Annotated in this window: 18 protein-coding genes, 1 tRNA gene and 2 pseudogenes; 12 read left to right on the top strand and 9 right to left on the bottom strand. The window is 38.3% G+C overall.

All coding sequences use genetic code 11. From position 1 onward, the window contains the following. Positions 1-130: 130 nt before the first annotated feature. Both F967_RS08195 and F967_RS08190 read left to right on the top strand, forming a co-directional pair. Positions 131-901: a glutathione S-transferase family protein gene (locus tag F967_RS08195; protein WP_004799273.1), complete on the top strand. Its 771-nt coding sequence runs from the start codon at positions 131-133 to the stop codon at positions 899-901. A 471-nt stretch (positions 902-1,372) separates the two neighbouring features. Then, entirely contained in the window at positions 1,373-1,843 is a 471-nt protein-coding gene (locus F967_RS08190; RefSeq protein WP_004661600.1) for an Lrp/AsnC family transcriptional regulator, read from the top strand. Positions 1,844-1,887: 44 nt separating this feature from the next. Here F967_RS08190 and F967_RS08185 read toward each other — a convergent pair whose 3' ends face one another. Both F967_RS08185 and F967_RS08180 read right to left on the bottom strand, forming a co-directional pair. Then, a complete protein-coding gene (locus F967_RS08185; RefSeq protein ID WP_004679662.1) occupies positions 1,888-2,637 on the bottom strand; it encodes a YebC/PmpR family DNA-binding transcriptional regulator in 750 nt (249 codons plus the stop codon). A 135-nt stretch (positions 2,638-2,772) separates the two neighbouring features. Then, positions 2,773-3,318, bottom strand: coding sequence for a 1-acyl-sn-glycerol-3-phosphate acyltransferase (locus F967_RS08180; protein WP_004799270.1), 546 nt, complete (start codon positions 3,316-3,318; stop codon positions 2,773-2,775). Between the two features lie 288 nt (positions 3,319-3,606). Here F967_RS08180 and F967_RS08175 point away from each other — a divergent pair. Continuing rightward, a tRNA-Ile gene (locus F967_RS08175) sits at positions 3,607-3,683 on the top strand. Between the two features lie 126 nt (positions 3,684-3,809). Here the strand turns inward: F967_RS08175 and F967_RS08170 are convergent. After that, positions 3,810-4,658 (bottom strand): hypothetical protein, encoded by an 849-nt coding sequence (locus tag F967_RS08170; protein ID WP_004679660.1) that lies wholly within the window; start codon positions 4,656-4,658, stop codon positions 3,810-3,812. A 101-nt stretch (positions 4,659-4,759) separates the two neighbouring features. On the opposite strand from F967_RS08170, the gene F967_RS08165 reads away from it, so the two are divergent. Then, complete coding sequence (locus F967_RS08165) at positions 4,760-4,939, top strand: helix-turn-helix domain-containing protein (protein ID WP_004679659.1); 180 nt, start codon at positions 4,760-4,762, stop codon at positions 4,937-4,939. Positions 4,940-5,055: 116 nt separating this feature from the next. Next, on the top strand, positions 5,056-6,576 hold the full coding sequence (locus F967_RS08160) for a DUF3987 domain-containing protein (protein WP_228127274.1): 1,521 nt from the start codon (positions 5,056-5,058) through the stop codon (positions 6,574-6,576). Positions 6,577-7,074: 498 nt separating this feature from the next. Here the strand turns inward: F967_RS08160 and F967_RS08150 are convergent, their stop codons facing one another. Next, on the bottom strand, positions 7,075-7,419 hold the full coding sequence (locus F967_RS08150; RefSeq protein WP_004682302.1) for a hypothetical protein: 345 nt from the start codon (positions 7,417-7,419) through the stop codon (positions 7,075-7,077). Between the two features lie 1,028 nt (positions 7,420-8,447). On the opposite strand from F967_RS08150, the gene F967_RS08145 reads away from it, so the two are divergent. The 4 genes from F967_RS08145 (at position 8,448) to F967_RS08130 (ending at position 11,959) form a co-directional block, all read left to right on the top strand. Then, positions 8,448-9,056: a sortase family protein gene (locus F967_RS08145; RefSeq protein ID WP_004682300.1), complete on the top strand. Its 609-nt coding sequence runs from the start codon at positions 8,448-8,450 to the stop codon at positions 9,054-9,056. Between the two features lie 30 nt (positions 9,057-9,086). Then, positions 9,087-10,673, top strand: a complete 1,587-nt coding sequence (locus tag F967_RS08140; RefSeq protein WP_004682298.1) for a CAP domain-containing protein — start codon at positions 9,087-9,089, stop codon at positions 10,671-10,673. 201 nt (positions 10,674-10,874) lie between these two features. After that, on the top strand, positions 10,875-11,258 hold the full coding sequence (locus tag F967_RS08135; RefSeq protein ID WP_004679647.1) for a hypothetical protein: 384 nt from the start codon (positions 10,875-10,877) through the stop codon (positions 11,256-11,258). Positions 11,259-11,635: 377 nt separating this feature from the next. Beyond that, positions 11,636-11,959 carry a helix-turn-helix domain-containing protein gene (locus tag F967_RS08130; protein WP_010589536.1) on the top strand — a complete coding sequence of 108 codons (324 nt, stop codon included), beginning with the start codon at positions 11,636-11,638 and terminating at the stop codon, positions 11,957-11,959. Positions 11,960-12,078: 119 nt separating this feature from the next. Here the strand turns inward: F967_RS08130 and F967_RS08125 are convergent. The 4 genes from F967_RS08125 to F967_RS08105 form a co-directional block, all read right to left on the bottom strand. Then, positions 12,079-13,241, bottom strand: a protein-coding gene (locus F967_RS08125) for an IS3 family transposase (protein WP_141629348.1) whose coding sequence is annotated in 2 segments (ribosomal slippage) — positions 12,079-12,995 and positions 12,995-13,241 — 1,164 coding nt in all. Because the reading frame shifts where the segments join, the coding sequence is not laid out codon by codon here. 119 nt (positions 13,242-13,360) lie between these two features. Continuing rightward, positions 13,361-16,420, bottom strand: coding sequence for a tyrosine-type recombinase/integrase (locus tag F967_RS08115; protein ID WP_004679638.1), 3,060 nt, complete (start codon positions 16,418-16,420; stop codon positions 13,361-13,363). After that, positions 16,413-18,590, bottom strand: coding sequence for a hypothetical protein (locus F967_RS08110; protein WP_004679636.1), 2,178 nt, complete (start codon positions 18,588-18,590; stop codon positions 16,413-16,415). Before F967_RS08110 ends, F967_RS08115 begins: the two co-directional genes overlap by 8 nt. Further along, positions 18,580-19,221, bottom strand: a complete 642-nt coding sequence (locus tag F967_RS08105; protein WP_004679635.1) for a hypothetical protein — start codon at positions 19,219-19,221, stop codon at positions 18,580-18,582. The genes F967_RS08110 and F967_RS08105 overlap by 11 nt, the downstream gene beginning before the upstream one ends. Before the next feature lie 211 nt (positions 19,222-19,432). Between F967_RS08105 and F967_RS08100 the strand changes: the two are divergent. Together F967_RS08100 and F967_RS08095 are read left to right on the top strand one after the other, a co-directional pair. Continuing rightward, positions 19,433-19,888: pseudogene (locus tag F967_RS08100) on the top strand (hypothetical protein); the annotation flags it as partial. 195 nt (positions 19,889-20,083) lie between these two features. After that, positions 20,084-21,019, top strand: coding sequence for a recombination directionality factor (locus F967_RS08095; protein WP_004679631.1), 936 nt, complete (start codon positions 20,084-20,086; stop codon positions 21,017-21,019). A 47-nt stretch (positions 21,020-21,066) separates the two neighbouring features. Here F967_RS08095 and F967_RS08090 read toward each other — a convergent pair. Beyond that, positions 21,067-21,788, bottom strand: a pseudogene (locus F967_RS08090) (undecaprenyl-diphosphate phosphatase). A 313-nt stretch (positions 21,789-22,101) separates the two neighbouring features. Here F967_RS08090 and kdpA point away from each other — a divergent pair. After that, entirely contained in the window at positions 22,102-23,826 is a 1,725-nt protein-coding gene (gene kdpA, locus F967_RS08085; protein ID WP_004679628.1) for a potassium-transporting ATPase subunit KdpA, read from the top strand. The last annotated feature ends 10 nt before the right edge of the window (positions 23,827-23,836 follow it).

Genomic DNA, 23,836 nt, shown 5'->3' with positions numbered 1-23,836 from the left:
GGAATGAAAAATCGATCTCGCCCAAATTACAGGAGATAGGAAAAAAAGGACATTGTATTGATTCGCTTTTACTTCTAAAGTATGGCAAACCTTATGTTTGAACGAATAGAAAAATAAAGTTGGAGAGTCTATGCGGGTTTTATACCAATTTCCTTTGTCTCACTATTGTGAAAAAGCTCGCTGGTTGTTGGATCATAAGGAATTGGACTATGTGGCACATAATTTAATTCCTGGTTTTCATCGTGCGTTTACCTATTTCAAGTCAGGGCAATACCTATTGCCAATGCTGAAAGATGGTAAACGCTGGATTGCTGATTCGACCCAAATCGCCTTATATCTGGATGCAACCTATCCTGAACATACACTGTTAAGACGTGATGAACAGTTACGTGAGCAAGCTTTAGAAATTGATAAATTTTCGGGTGAGCTGGGTGTGCATGTCCGACGTTGGTCATTGGCACAGGCGCTTTCAGTGGGGGATCATCCGCTTGAAATCATGATGGGTGAACAAGGCTATTTACGCCAGTTTGAAAAAATTTCTAAACCAATTCTGAAAAGTCTGGTCTCAACCAACTATAAGCTTAATCCCGAAAAAGTCGCTAACTCCAAAATTCGCATGACAGAGATAATCGCCGATTTAAATCAGCGCCTGATTGATAATCAAGGGCGTTATTTGGTGGGCGATCGTCTGGGTTTGGCTGATATTTCGGTCTGTTCAGTCCTTGCACCCTTGCTGGTGATCAAGGGAACACCGTGGGAACTGGAAAATGATGATATTGAACAGTTCTCAGACGAATTAAAGCAGTATCACGACTATTTACTGGATTTACCACTTGGACAATATGCACAGCGTATTTATGCCACTGAGCGTAATGCCCGTGTTGATTGGCGAGGGATGTAAATTTTCCGCTATACATCAGCCCTAAAATGTTTAGGGCTTTTTTATGAGAAAAAAACAGACATCTTTCACAAAATATAAGAAAAAAATGATTAATGAGTTTAATATCTAAAAGAAAATTCCTTTTTTTAATTAAAAATTGGAATTTATTTTCAAAATTGCTTTAAAAAAAATGAAAAGAGGGAAATAATTATGAAAGAGCTTTGCTATCTTATGTTTCAGGGTGAGGAACGATAAGTTCCGCAAGGGAATCGAAACCAGTTGTTCAACTTTTGGGAGACAGTTGAACCGTGATTTAAAAAGTTTGGTTTCGAGCTTGAGACAAAGATAAGCCAAAAGTTTATCGGAATAGTGTCTACATTATCTATGTAGTATGGTCAAAAGTTAAACGTATGTTTTTCCCTTGATCCCCCCCAAAATTACACATAAGAGAACAGTTCCGATGCCACCTAATTTTAGACTGAGGACTGTACAATGGAATTAGATCGTTTTGATAAACAGATTCTGGAAATTTTGACCCATGAGGATGTCAACTTGAATGAACTGTCAGAGCGTATTAACCTATCTGTCAGTTCAGTACACCGTCGGATCAAGAACCTGATTGAATCTCAGGTGATGGGACAGCTCAAACGGGAAATTAATTTTAATAAGCTCGGCTTTAGCTTACATATTCTTTTACAAGTTTCATTGAGCAAGCATGATAGTGAAACCTTTGATAAATTCCTGCAAGAAATTGAAGATATTCCAGAAGTCACCAATGCCTTTTTAGTGACAGGGCAGAGCGCCGATTTTATTCTGGAACTGGTGGCTCGCAATATGGATGACTACAGTGAAATCCTGTTACGCCGTATTGGCAAGATTGACAGCGTGGTTGCACTACATTCTAGTTTCGTGATCAAAGAATACAACGTATTTAACTGCTATAAGCTTTTGAACAAGCTATAAAAAAATGCATCTAAAAAGATGCATTTTTTATTCATCTGAGTGGCTTACGCATCGAGTTGAGCTAAAACATCTTCAGAGAACTCAACGTTGGTATAAACGTTTTGAACATCATCCAGATCTTCAAACATATCAATCATTTTCATGATTTGCTTGGCTTGATCAATATCTGTGATTTCAGCTTTGGTTGATGGACTCATGACCACTTCTGCATTGTCGGACTTCAAACCCGCAGCATTCAAGGCATCTTGTACATCACCAAAACTTTCTGGCGTGGTAATAACCAGGATGCCATCTTCAGAAACTTCGATGTCTTCTGCACCAGCTTCCAGCGCCACATCCATGATTTTGTCTTCTAAAGACACATCTTCAAAGCTAATTTCACCGCGTTTGGTAAACAAATAAGCCACTGAACCCGATGTGCCTAGGTTACCATTATTTTTTGAGAAGCAATGACGGACGTCTGGCACAGTACGGTTTAAGTTGTCTGTCATGGTTTCAACCAGAACGGCAACACCACCCACACCATAACCTTCATAAGTGACTTCGTTTAAATCTTCATTATCCTCGCCACCTGCACCACGCTGAACAGCTCGGTTGATTGCATCACGGGTCATGTTCACTGAAAGCGCTTTTTCGATCACAGCACGCAGACGGGGATTACTGGCTGGATCGCCACCGCCTAGTTTCGCTGCTGTAACGATTTCACGAATATATTTAGTAAAGACTTTAGCACGGCTGGCATCTTGTTTTGCTTTACGATGCTTTGTGTTGGCCCATTTAGAATGACCTGCCATGGAAATAACTCCAAAAAATTAAAACTTAAAAAAGTGCAGGAATATTAGCATAGCGATGGTTTTGTTGAAAACAACCGTATTTAATATTCCAAATTTAAAATTGGCCTGATGATCTTAACGTGAACAGAACAAACGCTATTGAATTTTCACATCGATGCCATATTCGGCGTACAAGGTTTTGATTTTTTCTAAATCCTGCTGCAAGTCGGTTGGATAAATTTTACCTAAAATACCGCCTTGCCTGGTTTTGGCATTGGCGTACATCAGGATGATGGGTACATTGGCTGCCTTGGCAATATGCCAGAAACCAGTCCGAATTGGCTTGCGTTCTTCGCCATCTTTGGCACGTGTTGCCTCAGGTGCAATCACAAGGTTGAAACGATCATTTTGATTAAACAACTCAACCATTTGTGTGACAATATCTTTGCTGGCCTTGCGGTCAACAGGGATGCCACCAAGTTTTTCCAGAATCGGTTTAAGAGGGCCTTTAAACAGTTCTTTTTTGATGAGTGTGTGGATTTTAAGCTCTAAAATTTCAAATAGTGCAAGTGACAGGATGGTGTCCAGATTTGAGGTGTGTTCAAAGCCAATAATAACTTGTTTGTTTTCTAAAATGGCTGGATTGACATTATATGTCCAACCCGTTGCTTTAAAAATAGATTTTCCTAAGAATTTTTTCATGGCAGAAATACATGACAAATCAATGATGAATGGCAGCAGTGTAATGCGAGTTTTTTAGAAAATACATATCCTAATATTCCACACTAAAAAGAAATTTGGATGTTTCTTAATTGATCAAAATATGCAGATATTATCTTTACTCCAGACGCAGAGATCAGATAGAATCAGCGCAGTTTTTGGTTTTAGTTCGTTTTTTAGCGACTTGATAAAATCATCTGCTTGTAATTTAAGTTAAATTTAATTAAGATCTAGTCGCATTTTTCATATCAAGTATATGATCAAAGTTTAGGGCCTATAGCTCAGTTGGTTAGAGCAGCGGACTCATAATCCGTTGGTCGACAGTTCAAGTCTGTCTGGGCCCACCATATAAAACAACCACTTAGGTGTACCAATCCTAAGTGTTTTTTTGATTTTAAAAAATTAGTAAGCGTATGGTAAGCAAAATAAATCAACTATAAATCATTGGTTATTTTTATCGATTAACAATAGGCTTACTCTAAATAGTGCAGCTCTATAAATCTTTTCTTAAATTCATCCATTGATTGTTGCATTCGGACGAAACGTTTCATTTTTCTTACTTTAATAATCGATTCTTTTATTTCACTATGAGATATTAACTCTATCCAATTTGTTATAGTTGATTGATTCGGTTGTCGTATATGCAAGAATAGTAAATCCAACAGATAGACAGAACACCATCGAAGATTATCCAAAATAAACTGAATATTCTGTGTTAAAAACTTGTGTACATTGTTGGCTTGCTCAAATTTTAATTCGTATATACATTTGTAATAGCTATATACGATATATCCAACAAAATCCAAAAAATTTACAAGCATGAAGAATTGAGGCTTTCCCTTCCACTGTCTCCAAATATCACCTGCATTAGATTGAGTTAAATCCATAGGAAGTTTTTTAAGTAAATAATCTAAATTTTTTTTAGGTAGGGTTGCATAGAATATTTTTAGATCTTCATGTGTTGGAAATCTTTCAAGTAATTTCCAAATAGGATGTTGAAAGTAGAGAGATGATTCAGGAATTTTTACCTCGCAAATCTCAAGCGTACTTTTATTTGGTGCAGTTGTGCCTAAACTATATTTATACCAAATGGCTGACTCTTGTTGGTCAAAAAATTCTGAGACTCTATTCGCATTCGCTATAAAAAGTAAATTTTCTGTTTCGGTTGGATCAGGCCCTAATCGAAAGGCCTTATTAATTTCAACAGCGATTCGACGTTTTATACTCACGTTAATACTTATATTTTCATACCAAATAATGGTTCTTAGGTAGTTAATGGCATTTTTTCGTATACGAGACGTTTTGATTTCATTCATGATCATGATTTAAGGTCAATTGTCAACTTAAGCAAATAAACTTGAAGATAAACAATACAGCATAAATCAACTAAAAAGTACGTAATGTTATTTAAAGGAGCTTCGATATGAAGTCAGAATCATTACTTTGTACTACGGCAGAAGCAGCAAAACTTCTAGGACTTCAGCCTCAGACTTTACGAAAATGGGCTATCTACGAGACCGGTCCAATTCTTCCAAAGCGTCATGGTCGCTTGTTACGTTGGAATCGGAATGAAATTTTGAAATTTATAGGTGAAATCAAATAGTTATTTGATTTTATAAAATTAAATCTCTCTCCCTTCCAAAACTTTAATTCAAGTTTGCTGCTGATAAATTTTAAGCAGTAAGGGAGATTTTTCTTAAAAAAGTTGATGATCTTGTAATGTTTGATAACGGAAAAATACTAGCCATAATGGATAATGATTCTGATAAACAAATTAAAATTGGAGAATTTAGTTTAAATAGCTCTTCTGATCAAAATGGCCTTAATTCTACAGTCAAAACAACAGAGGCTTGGGGCTGTATTATTCAACCAGGATCTTTTACTGTGGCAGATAGACTAGATTATCCAATTGATGGATTTCCTCAAATTATTAAAGAAGCTATTGAAGCAATTTCGGAATATGTTCAAGCGCCCATTGCGATGGCTGCACAATGTGTGCTGGGTACAATTTCGCATATTGCACAGGGCAAGGTAAATGCACCTAATTTTTATAGTATTTATGGTGAACCATGTGCTTTATTTTTGCTTACGGAAGGGCAAAGTGGAAGTAGAAAAATTACAAGTAAAAGACTTGCAGATTATGCTCTTAAAGAACATGAACGGCGAAAGTATGATGCATATCAGAAAAACTTTCAGGAATGGACTCATGCTTTAGCAAGTTGTGTAAAAAAAGAACAAAAGACTTTTTTAGTTGAAAATAATCAGCCCAAAGACCCATCAAGCATATTTAGTGATATTACTCTTGAGTCATTACTTGGTCTATATATTGACGGCTCAATTATTGACGCTTCGATTTCAAGTGATGAGGCAGGGCAATTTTTTGGTGGACATACGATGAAGTCTGATACACGTAACTTAGCCGTAGCAAGTTTCACAAAGTTATTTGACGACGGATCAGTTGAACGTACTAGATCTAAATCTAATTTGAATGGTAGTGGTAGGGCACATGATGTAAGACTAACTTTCAATTTGCAAGGACAAAGGGAAATCTTAATAGAGGCTCTAAAAGATCCAGTTCTTCGAGGCCAAGGTTTTTTAGCAAGATTTATTCTTACTGTTCCTGAAAATTTAGCGGGTAGACGTTTTCAGAATAAAGAAAGCCAAGATAAAGATGCCAGTTCAGATTGCAGGTTAATTGCGTATTGGGAGCGTTGTAAATTTTTATTAAATGAGTCTACTAATCAACGTTACGTTATTCTGTTAGATGACGAGGCAAAAAAAGTTGACCTCGCATTTTATAATGAAATTGAACTTTTGCAAGGACGAGGAAAATGTTATGAATATTTACAAGCTTTTGCTAGTCGTGCAAGTCAGCTTGCACGACGGTTAGCTACAGTTCTTACATACTTTGAAGGTAAAGCATTTATCAGTAAAGAAATATTATCAGTTGCGTGTGAAGTAATTCGATTTTCACTCAATGAATGGCTCAGATATACAGAAGTTGAAGTAGATAAAGAAAGTGATGCTGAAAAATTAATTAAAAATCTGACTGCAAAGTGTAACAAACAGAATACTAATCGAATCTTAAAAACTTTGGCATTAAAAGGGGCTCCTTCACATTTGAGGAAAGTGAAATATTTTGATGAAATCTTGATGGAGCTAATTCAATCCAATCATTTAAGATTAGAAACCATTAATAAATCTGTATACATAGAATTAAATCCTTTATTGTTGTTATAAGTGCGATATTGCGATTCTGTCTAAGGAAATAGGTAGTGAACAGCTTTGCAAGTCGCAAATAAATTGCGATATCTTGGGTGAATGTGATTTAGTACGAGAAATCGCACTTAATCACAAGGGTATTTTTAAAACCATGCGATATGATTGAACTTAATTATTATGTGTTACCCGATATAATCGCAGAATCTCAACTTTTTGTAGAAAATTAGATTTATTATATTTGGGTTGGTTCCTACACTAAACTCAGAGACTAAATTATCAAATGTGGAATTAACAATTGATATCTTAATCAGAGGAGCTCAATCGATTTCGTAATATTTCTTTAATCAGGTTAGATAGCATCATAAGTGGTTTGAGCAAAATTTTCTTCTTCGTTGTTTTTATTAATAATAATAAAATTTTTACAGAAAACCGGCGGCCGCAACGCCATACGCTTTTGCAAGCGTCGGCGAAGCAATTAAAGGATAGTCTCCCGAAATCAGAAGATTGTTATTCTTCTTAGCCTTGGACATGACCAGCTCCAAATAGCACACGTTGTGCACGTTCAATCATCTTGTGACGTTGATGTGTACGAAATGCCCAGAGCGACGATAAATTGTTATTTTGATTGAGCTTTGCGACTTTAAGAATTTGCTCATCATTCATTTCATGCATGCATTGACGAATAATTTGATCGGCTTGTTCAAGCTCGTTGAGTAAGGAATTTGCGGTGTCAACAGCAATATAAAGATTGGCGAGTGTTTGACGTTGAGGATTTGAAATAGTTTTGCCAAGTTCAACAATCAGTTGCGAGGCTTGTTTTTTAGGTGTGCAAGAGTTTGCACCATGAAGAATTGCGTTCATAGCAGTAGTCCTAGATAAGTTTAATTACTTACCGCCATCATTTTCCTACGATGATGGTGGCAGCTTAACAGGAGTAGGAAATACTGAATCTAGGCTCAGCCAACCTTACGGTTGTCCTGTCAAACTGCCATAACGACTGCTAAACAGTAGACAAAAAATTAGCCGCAAGTGCGACATTTATTTGCACCTAGATAATATCAGGTTTCCTACGCCTGAACACAGATTTTGCTGTGTAGAGTTAGCTTAACTGGATATCGCTTGAGCTGTCAACGCTGTGATTGGATCTTTTTACATATCTTAACATTAATTAATTGATTGATTCTGCTGGAGATGTTTTAAATTTCTGACGGCTGAAAAACTGTTTATTAAAAATATCTGCTGACGGATATGTCAGCCTAATAATTATTCTTATAAACATTTTAGACTTATCCATAAAATCAAAATAAGCAAAATCGATGGGTTCAATTTGAGCCTATGGGAAAAATCAACCACTTAACTCGATTCTTTCCAAAGGATAATGTGAATTTTATCGCATGGTGAAATTGACTAAATTCTTGGATAAAACTAATATGAGCACGCTGGCCTACATTGCCAGTCGGTTTTAGCAGACCGTTGATCCAGCACGGAAAATAGCTTGTCTATTTTTTGTGGACCTTCTCGTCCCCCTTTTATCTTTATGGTAGGACGGAAGGGGGACACCTTCGGGTGTGCTGGTTCCTTGGATCCCAGTCTGCTAACCCTCTTTTGTTCTGCCACCATTATTTAGCAGTGATATGGCAGAACTTCTTAAAATTCAAGGAGCTTCTCATGCTGTACCATTTTTTTATAACTTGTGCCTCGCCCCATGTTCAACCTTGTTGTGCTTTGCAACGAGGGCGATACGGCTAATTTTTTATTATTCGTCTGTATTCAAACAATATTTTTACAAAAACAATCCAACGGTGGATGGCTAAGTCACGCCTATAAAAAATAAACCTTTTTATATCTGCTGGTGATTGTGCATTGCATTGAACATGCGGGAAACAACCATGACTGAATTAAGCAAACCCAAAATCATACCCATTGAACACCGTCCACAAAAATCTAAGCTCTTTATAAAATGTGTGGTCTTACCCATCGTGATCTTTCTTATCGTTGCCAAAATCTTCTCCTTTGGTGCTTTCGGTTACATTTTCTTTGGCTTTGACCTGTTCTGGTTTGTGATCCTTTACTACCTTTATGAATATGGAAATACCTACTTTGACGGGATGACTGAACAACTGAAGCGTCAAGGAGAAACTTTTAACTACCAAAACCGTGGTGTTTGGATTAACAGCCAAGATAAAACCATTATTCTGTTTGATCAGCCAGATCAACGCCTCGTCAAATATCCCTTTGATTACATCACTTCCGTTGGACACTACAACTTAGTCGAAGATCACTTTAGAACCACGACCACTGTGATCAGCAATCCAATGATGGGAACGCATGTCAATCAACAGGTTCATCGCACACCGATGAAACTAGAGTTTCAAGTCAATATCGGCACACGAGATCCATTCAAACCGAATTACAGCCTAAAAGTCCTATTTCCTTGGCGTAGTCCACAAATGGCCAGTGAAATCCGTCAGCTACTATCAGCGGATCATTATCAATAACAACAATATAAAAATTTAAGGCAGTCAATCATGATGATTTCAAGATCGTTTATGCCATCTGTTCTGATGATGGCAATCAGTACTGTAATGCTCGGATGTGGTGGCGGTAGTTCGGGTGGAGATTCAAGTTCATCCAATGGCGGTGGAACGGAAAATTCTAATAGTGACAATACCAATCCTAAGCCCGTGACCTGTGCTGAAAGCCAATATCTGGAAGAGGGGGTATGTAAAAACAAGGCAGTGCAGAATATTCAGGCATTCCCATTGAGTAACTTGATCCAAGGTCAAAGCTATCCATTATCGCTTCAGACAGATCAAGGGCTGGCAGTGACTTTTAGCAGTAACACTCCCAACATCTGTAGTGTAAATGGCAGTGAACTCAAAGCTCTAAAGGTTGGACAATGTACTCTGGGATTGACACAGGCAGGCACGGCAAAAGTTCTAGCATTGAATAGCAGCATGACCGTCAATGTGACTTGTGCTGCCGATCAATATCTAGAAAATAATGCGTGCGTGAATAAGCTTAAGCAAACCATTACCCCGCTAAAAATAAAATACGTTCTGACGGAGAGTGTGTATTCACTGGATGCTGAATCAAGTGCCAAACTTCCTGTCACGATCAGTAGCCTTTCTTCATCAACCTGTACGTATAGTCTGGGAGAACTCAAGGGGATTGGTGCGGGGGCATGTACCCTTAAACTCACCCAGGAGGGTGATACCAAAACACTGGCAGCAGAGAGCCTGACCATCAGTTTTGATGTATTTAAAGCTTCATCCATGAGCGAGGCACCCGATATCAACAACTGTTATGCAGGCAAGCTCAGTGCAAATTTTAGAAATGAATTTTTAAATGAAATCAATACGGTTCGTGCCTTGCATGGGCTGCCAAGTATTACATACGACTATGCCCATGAAGATGAGATGATGCAGACGGCGCTGATTCTTGCTGCAAACAACATCTTGACCCATTACCCAGAATCAAACACAAACTGCTATTCAGATATTGGTGCGGTAGGTGCAAGGACCAGTAGTTTGGAAATGGGGGTAAGACAGAATAAATATGACTATTCACCTGCCGAAAGCATTACCAATATGGTGCATGACAAATTAAATCTGTTTGCAGGAGATGTGGGGCATCGCCTCTGGATGCTGAATCCTTTCTTACAAAAATCGGCGTATGGTTCAGTTAATGCGCCATCATTTAAAGATACCCGATTCCCTTATGTGGTCGGTACGTCCTACAAAGTGGTTTATCCCTTCGACAATCCAACCACTGCACCACTCGGTGTGATTGCCTATCCCTACCACAACTATCCAGCCAAATATTATATGGCGGGTTCAATTCTCTCGATTTCAGTTTTAACCGATCAAAAGAATTTCTTTGCCAATCGAAATGTGGATTATGCCAAAGCTACTGTTGTCGTCACTGAACGAAGTAGTGGAGTTAAACAGAAAATCAGTAATATCCGCTATGAAAATATCGGAGTTCCTAACCATATCCAGTTTAGCTTTGACGATTTGAAATTGAACGTGATCTACGATGTCAAACTTAGTAATGTTCTGGTGAATGGTCAGCCTAAAGAATATTCCTACTGGTTTAATGTGAATAATCGGTAATAGAAAATAAGGACAACAATAAAATGACATTGATGATTAAAAAACTTCTCGTCACGAGTAAACCTTATACCTCTGATCTGAATAACATGATTGCTTTTATCAGCCTTTATGACAGTTCAGTTAATTCCCCACAGTACATCTTACAGTGTGGTTTTATTGACAATGTGTTTTAACCTCCAAATAAATAAAGGGTCATATCAAATGAAAAAAATAATATTTGCAGGATTATGTTTAAGTCTTTCTACGCTGGCTTGTGCAGGCGCAAAAGAAAGCTTAGTTGGAAAACGACTAGTCTTAGATTTACCTGATGTAGAATGTGCAGGCTTGTCATTTTCCAAGAATGGTAAAGATGCTGCAATGTATGCTGAAATGGGGCAATGCCAAGACCCATTATCGTTGAGAGTAAGATGGTTAGATGACAAGACCTTCATTCTGATTGAGAAAGTACGGATAAATAACATTTCTCCACCACGTAGCTATTTATATAAAGTCCAAAGCGTTAATCAGCATTACGTAAAACTGAATCAGATATGGACGGGGTGGGGTGATTCAAAGGACGATACACTCGGCTATTATTTTAAATAGTTTGAATGACTAGACTTCTTGCGAAAGTAGGTTTTTTAATTATTTGAACTTTATGCAATACTTTATAAATCCAATGTCGTGCCTGCTCAAATTTTGACTAACGCAAGAGGTCTACTATAAGCTGAAGGAAAATGATCTTGATTCAAGATTAATGATTAGCTTTTTTGAAAAGGGATATACGATTTTATTTTTCATATATCTCTAATTATTTTGATTTCATAACGGTTAGGTTTGTCTTAGTACAAATCAGTGATAATTATTAATAAAATTTTCTTTAAAAGATATCTTTTTGTCGAATTCGACAATAAAATACTGTCAATGTATACAAGCTAACTTATCCATATGGTCAATTTTTTATTGGGGATTTATGGTGCCTTATGTTGATTGAAATGGACTCTAAGCTCTTTTGTGAAAGACTTAAAGAAATAAGAGCCCAAAGAAAAATGACTCAGCAAGAACTTGCTGATAAATCTGGAATCCCATCTACATCGATTTCACATATCGAAGCTGGTTCTAGAAAACCATCATTGGAAAACTTATATAAGTTGTTGATAGCACTAAATATCTCGAGTGATTACTTGCTTGGACGTACTGATCAATACTCAAATTCAGGCACAGATCCCATTTTAAAATCTATTCAAGAGTTATCTGAGTTAGAAAGAGAAATGATTCAGAAATTTATCTTGTCTTTACAAAAGTAATTTATCCATATTTATATAAATTGAATGTAGTAAATTTATGACTCTCCTTGATTTAAAAGACTTAGAAACCCATTTGTGGGAAGCAGCACATATCATCACAGTGAATAGCCACCAAAATTCTAGACACACATAACCATCTTTTGATGGGCCTTTTCATAATCTAATGGAGAACGCTGACCATTGGAACCATGTCTGCGTTTTGAATTATAGAACATCTCAATATATTCAAAGATATCTGATCTTGCTTCAGTTCTAGTTGCGTAGATTTTCTTTTTAATTCGTTCCCGCTTTAATAGCTGGAAGAAGCTTTCTGCAACAGCGTTATCATGGCAATTGCCTCTACGACTCATACTACTTTCAAAATTATGATGCTTGAGAAATGTCTGCCATTCATGGCTAGTATATTGGCTGCCTGAGAAGCATTGCTTCGCAAGAGAATGGATTAGGACTTTGTTCTTTGGATTTCTTCGCCACAAAGCCATCAATAACGCATCTAAAACCAAATCTGTCGTGATTCTGGATTTCATAGACCAGCCAACAACAAGACGTGAAAACAGGTCAATCACCACCGCAAGATATAGCCACCCTTCATGTGTACGGATATAGGTAATGTCCGTCACCCATAATTGGTTCGGCTGAGTTGGATTAAACTGTCGATTTAAGCTATTTGCGGCAATGACAGCCGGAGTACCAGCGTAAGCTCTAGGCTTACGATAACCACGCTGTGATTTAAGACCATCTGCTTTCATCAGTCGATGTACTCGATTGATCCCACAACTTTCGCCAACATCTTTCAAATCACAGTGAATCTTACGATAGCCATAGACTCCGCCAGATTCCAGCCAGAATTGTTTAATCAGGCCTGAAAGCTGTTGCCGTTTCCTTGCAGTTTTACTGGTGGGTTGCTTTAACCATGCGTAATAACCACTGTGGTGAACATCTAACGTTGAACATAAACGACGAACAGGCCATATGTGCTGATTGTCCTGAATAAAGGCGTACCTCATTTGGACTGGCTTGCGAAGTACACCGCGGCCTTTTTTAATATGTCCCTTTCTTCAGTGACCCTTTGCAGCTCTTTTTTTAATTTCGCTAATTCTGCACTTGGATCATTAGATTCTATCGTCTTGGGCTGCTGTGGATCATAACGTTTAATCCAGGCATACAAACTATGTGTAGTCGTACCTAAACGCGCTGCGACATCAGCAACACTATGACCTTTCTCTGTGACCTGTTTTACTGCTTCAATTTTAAATTCTGGAGTATATCGTTTACTGCTCATAAGCACCTCGTTAATTAGCCATTTTATCTAACTAAAAGGTGTCTACAAAATCGGTGGCTATTCACTATGCTCAATTGTTGCATGACTTTTATGAGTTTTCAGGTTATCAGCCAGATCAGCTATGATCTAGGTTGCGACGGCGTACACAGGATCAGTAAAACCAACATGCAATAGCGTAAGACGGTTAGTGCCTTTCCATTGTTTTGGGATACTAGCTCAAACTTAAAAGAATTATTTAGACTGCTGTTCATGCTGCAAGATAGAAATTTAAACTGCAGTCGTTCCATGAGCTTTTCCTCAGAGATTTCAGAAGATATAGCAATCTGCCAATATTTTTCTGGAAATAAAGAATAAATTCCTGTCAAAAATCGATTTGCTAGCCTTATATCAGCACTATTAAAGATTAATCCAGCATGTGAAATGTTGGCTTTCATTTCAAAAATATGTAGTGCATTTAAGATGTTTGCATCATCACTTTTCAATTTATTAAGCTGTTTAAAAAAATACTCTAAGACTATTTTTTCTTCCTTGGTTTCAATATGTGGAAGTATGCGTTGTGATTTATCAGCATCAATAATGAAGCGAGGTCGGTTCTTGCGATTTTTGAGTTGTTTGAGCTTAAGTATATTTTGTTGCCACAGCATGAGTGTCTTAATTGGAAAGTCATACTTTTGAGACAGAAGCTCAGGTGTATAAGATTGATCTAATGCATTGAGTATTTTTATGATCAGTGCAGACGGATATTCTGATCGAGCAGTACCATAGATGCAATCATCAGTAGGTTTTTGCTGAATTTCTTTTTTATTGATTGGCATACTTGATTGTTTATCTATGCCTAATGGTATTACATGAGTCGCTTGAAGCATTTGAGTGTCAAAACTGCTGAGGTGGATCTCTTGAGCATGTTTCAACGGCGTTATTAAAGTTGGACAGATTTTTTGAATAATTTGGGTGGAAAGCATCAGATCAAATTGACGTAATTGAAAACCTGCCATCACATAGCTGAGATGGATATAGCTTCGGAAGGTCTCGTTTGGTTCAATATGACCGAGCAGGTGCGCAATTAAATACCAGCTGTCTTGTGGTGCTTTAGAGCGTAATAGATGACTTCTGATGAGGTTGTAATGATCGTTTGAATAGTCCGTGAATGCAACTACAAACTCGTAGTCCATAGTCAAAATTATAGCGAGGTTATTCGCTGCAGTATGCCGTAAAGAATGAAAAGAATAACGATGACCAGGCAATATTGCATCTAGGATGCGTTGAAAAGGAAGTGTCACCATATTAGGTTTAAGGCGTTCAGTACTGTTCCACATCGTGAACAAGTATTGACTGGGCCTATAAGCACGGCGCCGTACTTGACAGTAATGTTGAAATTTAAGATGCTCCTCTTGAGTTAGTAGAATTTGAACGTTGAGATTGCGTTCAGCACTATCTGTTTTAAGTAAATGTTGTTGATGCTTTGCACGATATGGACGTATCCAAATTGAACTGGCTTGAATACCTTCAACATCCTTGATTCGCATGCCGAGTATTTCATTAATCCGCATGCCCGTACGAAACGCTATCGTATATACGATACTGAGCATTTCTAAATCATGGGCTGTATAGCTTGGGCTTTTATAGTATTCAAGTCGCGCAAGCATCTGTTGGAATATTTTTGCAGAGATGATTTCGGCTTTCGGTGAGCTTAAATGAAACCTTTCATTCTGCATTGGGAACACATCAGCATCAAATATGACACGCTGAAAGTGATGAAAACGTTTTAAGAGATCAAATTTTTGTGATTTAGATTTACCGACGCCGTTTAACATACGCTTGTAGATCACTTCTAGGTGATCATTGAGATTGCATTCTTCTATAAAATCGGTGCTATGTAATAACCATGACTCGGCAAGTTTGGTGTAATAACTATAGATTGAAGAATGACGAATCTTCTGCTGATGATTGATATAGAGTAAGTACTTGTTTTGATCGAGCTGATAAAGCTCTGTGATTTGCTTAATATCTTCTGTAGTCGGACGAAATAAGCTAAATAGCCAAAGCCCAAGCCGTTTCGCATTTTCTGGAAGATAGGCATGTTGGCTGTGCAGCAGGTTACATAGATCCGAGGTAGTCTTATGCCTATTTTTAAAGAACGTCAAAATTTGTTTATGCAAAGCAGTAAGTGCCTCAAGAGGATCTTCAGTGTGTAATTTTTCCTCTTTTACTCTGTTGTTGATATTTTGGGGCTGTGGTGCTTCAGTTTGATCGGAGTGGTCAAGTATTAGCTGAGGTGAGAGATAGCGTTTAAAAGCACTTGGACTTAAGCCACAGCTTTCTATTTCTTCAGTTAAACACTGTGCAAGCGCAGGGCTTAATTTGACCTTGTCTAGTTGCATAAATGAATGACTGGAGGTTTGTAAAAGCTGATTAAATTTCTTCTGGTTAAAAGAAAGCTCTAAGGCATTAAAAACGTAACGGATATAAGTGTAACAATCGTGTTGGATATCTATTAATTGTGTCTTAAATCGAGTAATCCAGAGCTGTGTTAGCCGATCTGGTACAAAATTTCGAGATTTCCTTAAGGTTTGTTTAGGATCATATAAATCACCATATTGCGGCGATTGAGGTTCTAAGAATAGAAGCGGAAGTTGTAAGGTCTGAAGATGGTAGATTGCTTCATCAGATTTGAGATGTTCAAGTAAAGCATTCAAGCTTGAATGATGTGAAAGTCCGCCGTACAGGATTGCACTTATAAGAAGATTGCCAACAATTTCATCATCCGAAAAATATTCTACAGTATGCCAATAACGCCAGAGTCGCTCTTTTAAATATGTGAGATATTTCGAATTCTCTAACCAAGATTCATTAAAGAGTAAAGAGGCTCGTTGAATAGAGGCGAGGTGCTGCGTAGGCAGTGGTAAGTCTGCATCATTGGTGCGATTGTATTGAATGATGTGTTTGCGGAAGTGCTGATAAAAGCTCTTTTTTAAAGAAAAGCTTACTTTTTGTTGCTCTAAGTGCTGAATCACTTGGTTATAGAGATCTGGGAAATTTTGTGATTGTTGTGCCTGTTGTAATTTTTCTTGGGAGAGAAACTCCTCAATAATCAATTGAATATGTAAGCGCTCTTTCATTTGTTTTTTATTTCTATCTTTAGCACGGCGCTCATGTGCATAATGTTTTTGTTTAAGCATGTTCATACATCCCATCAATTTGGTAAGCGTGCTGCATATCGTTGAGGCAGTTGGCGAGTTCTTTATATTGTTGAAGCGAAAGACTTGAGAATTTTTGCCCCATTTCTTGTTGGTTTTGCTCATGCCCAAACAAAGCCAGAATGAAGTTTTCATCTGCTTTTTCGGTGAGATATGCACGAGCTGTGTGCCTAAGCCAATTGGCATGATCAAGTTGCATAATACGAGTGAAACTGTTGACTAAATGAGGGCTGAGGGCTTGCCATTGACCATGTTGATAGACACTGAGAAGGGGTCTTTTACTGCTTAAAATTTCTTGAATATACGGTTGATGCTCTGGGTGTAGTTGTTTAAATTCATTTAAGTAGGTAATGAATAAGCGGATTTCCTTCACAACAAAATCACATAATGGGATTAAACGCCCATCATCCGTTCTTGAGTGAATTTCTTTATCAGAAATCCAAAGCCACTGTTGTTTTAAATCGAAATTTTTTAAGAAACCCGGGAACTCGCTGACAGGTCGAGCAGCACTGAACAATAATAAAATATGCCACAGCCAGACATTGTAATGATTGAACATCTCAAGCATTTGCCCATGGTGTTTAGCTTGAATAATCTGATGTTGTAAATATGCAAATATCGCCGTCACTGTTGCAGGTTTCGGCGCTTTACAGCTACCAAATCTTTCTCGATCATCATCAATGACATGGATTTCTTTTGCTAAATCATTTGATAGTTGTTGTACTGTACCCTGATAGCTTTGCTGCAAACGGTAGATTGGATACGAACAATATGAAATAGAAACTGATCGATTTGCATCGATGCCTGTAAGAATGTCGGCTAGTTGTTCATTTTGAGTGTAATGGTAAATACAGTGATGTAATAAAACACTTATTTTTTTAGTTGATAACGACGGAATGAAGAGTTCTTCACGGCATTTTTTTAATGCATGTGCGACCTGTTCTTGCTTCACTGTTGGCGGTTGTCTTAAACCCTCTACCAGCTCTTTTACTAAAGGCAAATCGAAATGGGTCACCTGATTAAGCAATTGGTCTTTGTATTCAAAAGCAGAGTCCTCAAACAGTGTGAATTTGGAACGTAGAAAATATTGATCGTTTTCAAAAATGACCTTCTGTCGTTTATTGAGTGCATAGCGTTGTCTGGATTGTAGATATAGCCATTGCTCAATAGGAACACCACTCAAGAAACTGAGTAAGATAAAAAGATATGCTTTGTTTTTTTCTGGATGATTTAAATAGAGTTGATGACAATGTTGTACAAGTAAGCTCAGGCTATTGAAGTCTGGATAATGCTTGCTACACATAAAATCATGCTGCTGTCTAATAATGTGTTGTTGTGTGAGCTGGCTAATTTTATGTTGTAAAAAACTAGATTGGCTTGTTAATGGCGATACCTGTGCTGTATTGATTGAGTATTGCTGATTTGGCTGTTCATCCTGTAATTTCTCGTAATATAGAGCAGGATCTTCCTTTTGTAGTATGTCTTGTGGGCAGCATAAAATTGCGCCGTACTCATCTAGATAATGTGGTTCATCTATGTGTTTGGGCGGTGCTGAATAATTTTTTTTAGGTTTCAGTGCCAACACATAATCATAAAAACGCCGTAGATCAAGAATCAATAAATATTGAAAACGGTTCAGATTAGAATTGGTTTCTAAGCTGCGTAAGCTCTTTACAAACTCAGCTAATGGTGTTTTATCGCTAGGAAGTTGTTGCCATAGCCATAAATATTTTTGTTGAGACTTACTGAGCTGTGTTGCTTGCTGCGATGCAGCATAAGCTTCATTTGCTAACCTAAATCGATCAAGTACTTTAATAATCGTTGTTTGATGGTCTTTTTTACCTGAATTTGGAATAGATTTAAGAATGCAGGCAGCATGTAAATTGTGGACTGACCATCGCTGTATAACAGAATGCTGGGAGTGCTGTTGTACTGAATAAATATAAGCACAAATAGGATTTGCTGAAACAGAAGGTGGAGCAGGTAGAAACAGTGATTGGTGATTCTGCCCTATCTCATTATCGAGCTTTAATAACTGCTTCAGTTCAGGGATATCAACTGTGCGATTTAGGTATTGCTCAAGTACTTCAGCATAATGGTCGTGTATGAACTCTTGCTCTAAAAGGCGCTGAATTAATGGCTTACTCTGCATGTTGCGCTCTCCAAAAAAGGTTTGGGCTCGGTTCAGGATGTTTGAGTGCTTCGCATTTTTCAGTGAGTTGCTGGATTTTTTCGGTGTAACTAGAGTGGATTTGTTTTTGTTGATACAAGAGCTGATTACGACTACAGCCGATGAGTTTTGCGAGCAAATCAAGCGATAACTCACAGCGTGGTTTTTCAGAGTGAAGTGCATTTAGGTCATAAATCGCATGCTTAGAAAGTGAAGCATTGAATGTATGTAGTACGCTATTTGGATTAATACATTTAATATCAATTTTAAGCTCAGTGATTAATTTGAATAAGCGTGTACTGAGTTGATATTTGAGCAGAGGTAGGTCGATGTCGGTTTGCACAATATAGCGTGCATTGATGGATAAACTTTGTGTTTTGGAAGTATATAGAAGCAGGAAGTTATCCAAGACGAAGAACTCATTCTCTGAAATTTTTGAGGGATAAAGTAACTTGATATCGGGCTGATAAATTGAAGGCAATTTTGCTGCCTTTAAGATTTGTGCATAGCAATTGTAAATTTTACTTAAAGGTGGGTATGGGGTAAGGGTGACCTGATGTGAGTCAAACTTAGCTTTAGCGTATTTCTTCTGATTTGAGTGTTTAGATGCCATGTTTATGCTCCTTATTTTAGTAATGTAAATAAAGACATGGCTAAAAAATCAATTTCAAAAAAAAGATCAAGAAAATGGTTATAAATGTGGATGGTTTTTGATGAATTTCAGATTTTGAAAATAATATGCTTAGTGCAGAGCTAGATATATTTTTGTGTAAGTTGTTGATTATTAATTATTGAATGTGGCTGGTTTTACTAAGTTTTGTATTATCTTTAAAGTCACTCGTTCTGAATCTGTAATTGAACACATCATCAATGCAGAACGTTACTTCTGGGAATGTGTGGAAAAGGATACACCACCTTCTGTGGATGCGAGTGAATCGGCAGCCAAAGCCATTCAGCAGTTGTATCCAATCCATGTGCCACTAACAGTTGAAGATCTATCACAGAATGAAACAGCTAATCTCATGTTCGATAAGCTGATCAAACTGAAAGAAGAAATTCAGCATAAGCAGGAACGCTTTGACCAGCTTAAACATGAAATCCAGATGATGATGCAAGACAAGGAAAGGGCAGTCTTTGCAAATGGCTCGGTAGTTTGGAAGAAAGCCAAGGATTCTATCAGCCTCAATACCAAAGCATTGCTTCAGCACCAGCCTGAACTCATCGAGCTTTATCCACTTGAAAAGCAGGGCAGTCGTCGATTTAACATCTATACCGACTAAGCCCTATTTACAGCACCCAATCAAAAATTCACAAAAATCGCTCCCCGCTCTCTACCCTTCGGTAGAGAGCAAATCGGTCGCGATTTCTGTAGCACTTTATCTGGCTCTACATTCTTTGGGTAACTTATTTGGTCCTTGTTCCGACCTACATACATAGACCCAAATTTGTAAGGTAATACATTAAGGAATATCAACATGATTAAAGGTTTAGCAATTACTCCTCCAATACTCGGACGGATCAGTATCGGTCGGATGATCGAGAAGAATGGCAAACGCCTGCCGGAAAAGGATGACCAGTTCACCATTACTTCCCAGATTCAAAGCAAAGAAGGCTGGGTGAAGCATCCACTGGATGATCAGCTGAGAGCTAATGCTCCGAATCAAAAGCTACGTTCAATCCCTGTCAGAATGATCTTTAATGATCCTGATTTAAACCTGCGTGCAGAATACAGCCTGTTTGACCGACAGACTGGAAGACCTGTCTGTGTCGGTAATGGAGAAACCTGCCAACGTTTAACCAACCAAGGCGTGGAGCAACATCCTTGCCCATCCCCCGACTTATGCCCACTTGGACAAGGCGGGCACTGTAAGCCTTATGGACGCCTGCATGTCAATTTAGATGAGTCGGATGAATTTGGTACATTCATTTTTAGAACAACAGGCTTTAACAGCATACGTACGTTGGCTGCACGATTGAGCTACTACCATGCAGCATCAAATGGGTTGCTTTCATGCTTGCCACTGCAGCTGACCTTGCGAGGAAAGAGTACAACGCAAAGTTATCGTCAACCTGTGTACTACGTGGATTTAACGCTCAGGGATGGCATTCATTTACAAGAGGCGATTCAAACAGCGAAGGAAATTGACCAGAAAAGTAAGTTGTGTGGTTTTAATCAGGCTGCTTTAGATCAAATGGCACGGCAGGGTTATGGTAATGCACGATTTGAGGTGAATGCTGAGGAGGGACTAGATTTGGTTGAAGAGTTTTATAATGATAAGGGTTTTGAGTCTGAATCGGTACAAACTGAAATCAAAAATAAATCTAAATCAGAGCTTAAGTCCCATCAGGGAGAGGGTGTTGTACAAGAGATTCAGAAAAGCTTGAGGCAGAATGTAAGGATTGTAAATTAAAAAATTTAAAGAGAACAGCGAGTTCTCTTTAATTTATTTTTTTTGAATTAAAAAACAAATAAGATGATTGAATCTAATACCAAGCGATACCAAGCAAAAACTTTTAAAGTATGTTTTTCTACAAATTTAACCATGGCTTTTACCACAAGCAAAGCTGCGATGAATGCGGTTACAAAGCCTACGGAAATATTCAATAAATTTTCTGAAGTTAAAACATCAACGTTGCGAAATATGTCTAAGTAACGGCACCAATAATGGTTGCACCAGACCGTGAAGTCCCCGGAATCATCGCAAGACATTGAACCAAACCAATAACAATGGCCTGTTTGAATCCAATATTGGTTGCCTCAATGGTTTGGACTTTAAAATTTTTAGCTTCTACAGCAAAAATTAACAGTGCACCAATAATCAGTGCAGATGCCACAACCGAAGGACTGAATAAAACTTGTTTAATAAAATCAACAGCTATAACTCCGATCACTACTGCAGGAATAAATGAAATGAAGACATTTATCGCAAAACGTCTCGCATGGTAATCACCTGATATAAAACCATGTAGTAGATTAATAATTTTTTACGGTAGAGCCAACAAACGGCTAAGATTGTGCCCAGTTGAATGACAACTTCAAAGACACAGCCTGAGCCTGAATGAAAATCAATTAAATGGCCAAATAAAATTAAATGACCAGTACTGGAAATGGGTAAAAAACTCCGTTAAACTTTCTATAAAACCTAAAAATAAGGCTTTAAGTACTGAAATTATATCCATAAATAAAGTGAGTCACAGAATAATAATAGCCATCACTTTTAAGATATTTTTCTGCATTTATAAGTGCATTGAGCTAAATTTTTACGCTTTCTTTACGCGGCATCCAAAGTTATGAATAGAGACTTTACGGTCTTATTTTTCATACTGGATTTTGGAATATCCCAATGCTTAGGATGAAAAACATGAGTGCGGTCATTCACGCGCATCAGCAGGTACAGCATCAAAAAAATTGCGTTGTACTAAATAATCAAAATAAACGTTATTTCAATATCTGCATGCAGTTTTCAGCTCTGAAACATAGGAGTGAAATGCCATGTTAGAGTTTGCTTTGCTTTTAGCCATCGTCTTTGTTCTGGCTTATCCCTTGGGTAAATACCTCGCAGCAATTATGCACAACCGCGAGATGAAAATTGATCCTCTATTCAATTGGATTGAAAAGCCCATTTACGCTGTTTTTGGAACCAATCCCAAACGGGGGATGAATGTCAAAACTTATTCATTAAATTTTGTCATGAGCTGTGCGGTGATTGGTTTAGTGACTTGGGTTTTATTCATGGCTCAAGCCAGCCTGCCGCTGAATCCAAATCATGCGCCGAATATGTCATGGGATTTGGCGCTGCATACCATGATTTCGTTTCTGACCAATACCAATCAGCAGCACTATTCAGGACAGGCACAACTGTCTTATTTATCGCAAATGGTTGGCATTGTCGGCTTGCAGATCATCACGCCGATGATGGGCCTGGCGATGGTGGTGGCTACAGTTCGAGCACTGTTCTACAAACAATCCAATGCACTTTCTGAAACCGATCAACAGACCAGCTTTAAGCATAAAGTGCAACAAATTAATGTCGGCAACTATTGGGCCGATGTGATTCGTCCGACGTTCCGCTTTCTGATTCCTTTATGCATGGTTTGGTCATTATTGCTCACTAGCCAAGGCGTACCATCGACTTTTCAAGGCGGCCCAGAAGTTCAAGTGATTGACCAAAGCAGCGAATTAACAACGCAAAAAATACCTTTAGGCCCTGTTGCGCCCATGGTAGCAATTAAGCAATTGGGCAGTAATGGTGGTGGCTGGTATGGTCCGAACAGCAGTGTACCTTTGGAAAATCCGACACCATTGTCAAACTTTCTGGAAATGCTTGCGATTTTACTGATCCCTGTTTCGGTGATTTTTATGCTGGGCTTTTTCACCAAACGCGCCAAATTCGCAGGCTTGGTCTTTGCTTCAATGCTGCTGATGTCGATCATTTCTGCGACTAGCGCTATCTGGTCAGAAAGCCTTTCATCGACTTCGACATTGCTTTCCGCCATGGAAGGTAAAGAAGTGCGTTTTGGCGAGGCATCATCTGCTTTGTGGTCAGCGGTCACCACCCAAGTCAATAACGGCTCAGTGGATATGATGCATGATTCATCTGCACCGCTCACAGGTATGGTGCAATTGTCCAATATGCTGATCAATGCCATTTGGGGCGGGATTGGCTGTGGTTTACAGCAATTCATTATTTATCTGTTTTTAGCAGTCTTTATTGCAGGCTTAATGACCGGCCGCACCCCAGAATTGTTTGGCCGCAAAATTGAAGCCGGTGAAATCAAGCTGCTCGCTGTTGTGATTTTGATCCAACCCATCGTCATTCTTGGTTTAACCGCAATAACTGTATTTTTCCCTGAATTGACGGGCAACAGTAATCCGCAATACCACGGCATTTCTCAAGTTCTGTACGAATATGTGTCTGCATTTGCCAACAATGGCTCAGGCTTTGAAGGGCTATCAGACAATACCGTGTGGTGGAATGTCACATGCGGTATTGCTTTATTGCTCGGCCGTTTCCCGACATTAATTATTCCTTTAATCATCGCTACACGTTTAGCTGCAAAACGCCAAGCACCTGAAAGCAGCGGCAGTTTAAAAGTCGAAACGCCAACATTCGCACTGACTTTAATCGCCATTGTGGTGATGTTGACCTTATTGCAATTTATGCCAGTCCTGGTCTTGGGGCCAATTGCTGATCATCTGTTATTGGTTCAAGGTTAAGGGTGAGTAC

The sequence above is a fragment of the Acinetobacter sp. CIP 102637 genome (assembly GCF_000368425.1).
Lineage (GTDB): Bacteria > Pseudomonadota > Gammaproteobacteria > Pseudomonadales > Moraxellaceae > Acinetobacter > Acinetobacter parvus.
This window is presented reverse-complemented; position numbering and strand designations above follow the sequence as displayed.

Excerpts from the sequence above, each read along its gene's own strand:
- F967_RS08195 (WP_004799273.1), top strand. The coding sequence starts at position 131 with ATGCGGGTTTTATACCAATTTCCTTTGTCTCACTATTGTGAAAAAGCT.
- F967_RS08180 (WP_004799270.1), bottom strand. The coding sequence starts at position 3,318 with ATGAAAAAATTCTTAGGAAAATCTATTTTTAAAGCAACGGGTTGGACA.
- kdpA (WP_004679628.1), top strand. The coding sequence starts at position 22,102 with ATGTTAGAGTTTGCTTTGCTTTTAGCCATCGTCTTTGTTCTGGCTTAT.
- F967_RS08185 (WP_004679662.1), bottom strand. The coding sequence starts at position 2,637 with ATGGCAGGTCATTCTAAATGGGCCAACACAAAGCATCGTAAAGCAAAA.
- F967_RS08165 (WP_004679659.1), top strand. The coding sequence starts at position 4,760 with ATGAAGTCAGAATCATTACTTTGTACTACGGCAGAAGCAGCAAAACTT.
- F967_RS08130 (WP_010589536.1), top strand. The coding sequence starts at position 11,636 with ATGTTGATTGAAATGGACTCTAAGCTCTTTTGTGAAAGACTTAAAGAA.
- F967_RS08150 (WP_004682302.1), bottom strand. The coding sequence starts at position 7,419 with ATGAACGCAATTCTTCATGGTGCAAACTCTTGCACACCTAAAAAACAA.
- F967_RS08105 (WP_004679635.1), bottom strand. The coding sequence starts at position 19,221 with ATGGCATCTAAACACTCAAATCAGAAGAAATACGCTAAAGCTAAGTTT.
- F967_RS08115 (WP_004679638.1), bottom strand. The coding sequence starts at position 16,420 with ATGCTTAAACAAAAACATTATGCACATGAGCGCCGTGCTAAAGATAGA.
- F967_RS08095 (WP_004679631.1), top strand. The coding sequence starts at position 20,084 with ATGATTAAAGGTTTAGCAATTACTCCTCCAATACTCGGACGGATCAGT.
- F967_RS08170 (WP_004679660.1), bottom strand. The coding sequence starts at position 4,658 with ATGATCATGAATGAAATCAAAACGTCTCGTATACGAAAAAATGCCATT.
- F967_RS08160 (WP_228127274.1), top strand. The coding sequence starts at position 5,056 with ATGTTTGATAACGGAAAAATACTAGCCATAATGGATAATGATTCTGAT.
- F967_RS08190 (WP_004661600.1), top strand. The coding sequence starts at position 1,373 with ATGGAATTAGATCGTTTTGATAAACAGATTCTGGAAATTTTGACCCAT.
- F967_RS08110 (WP_004679636.1), bottom strand. The coding sequence starts at position 18,590 with ATGCAGAGTAAGCCATTAATTCAGCGCCTTTTAGAGCAAGAGTTCATA.
- F967_RS08140 (WP_004682298.1), top strand. The coding sequence starts at position 9,087 with ATGATGATTTCAAGATCGTTTATGCCATCTGTTCTGATGATGGCAATC.
- F967_RS08135 (WP_004679647.1), top strand. The coding sequence starts at position 10,875 with ATGAAAAAAATAATATTTGCAGGATTATGTTTAAGTCTTTCTACGCTG.
- F967_RS08145 (WP_004682300.1), top strand. The coding sequence starts at position 8,448 with ATGACTGAATTAAGCAAACCCAAAATCATACCCATTGAACACCGTCCA.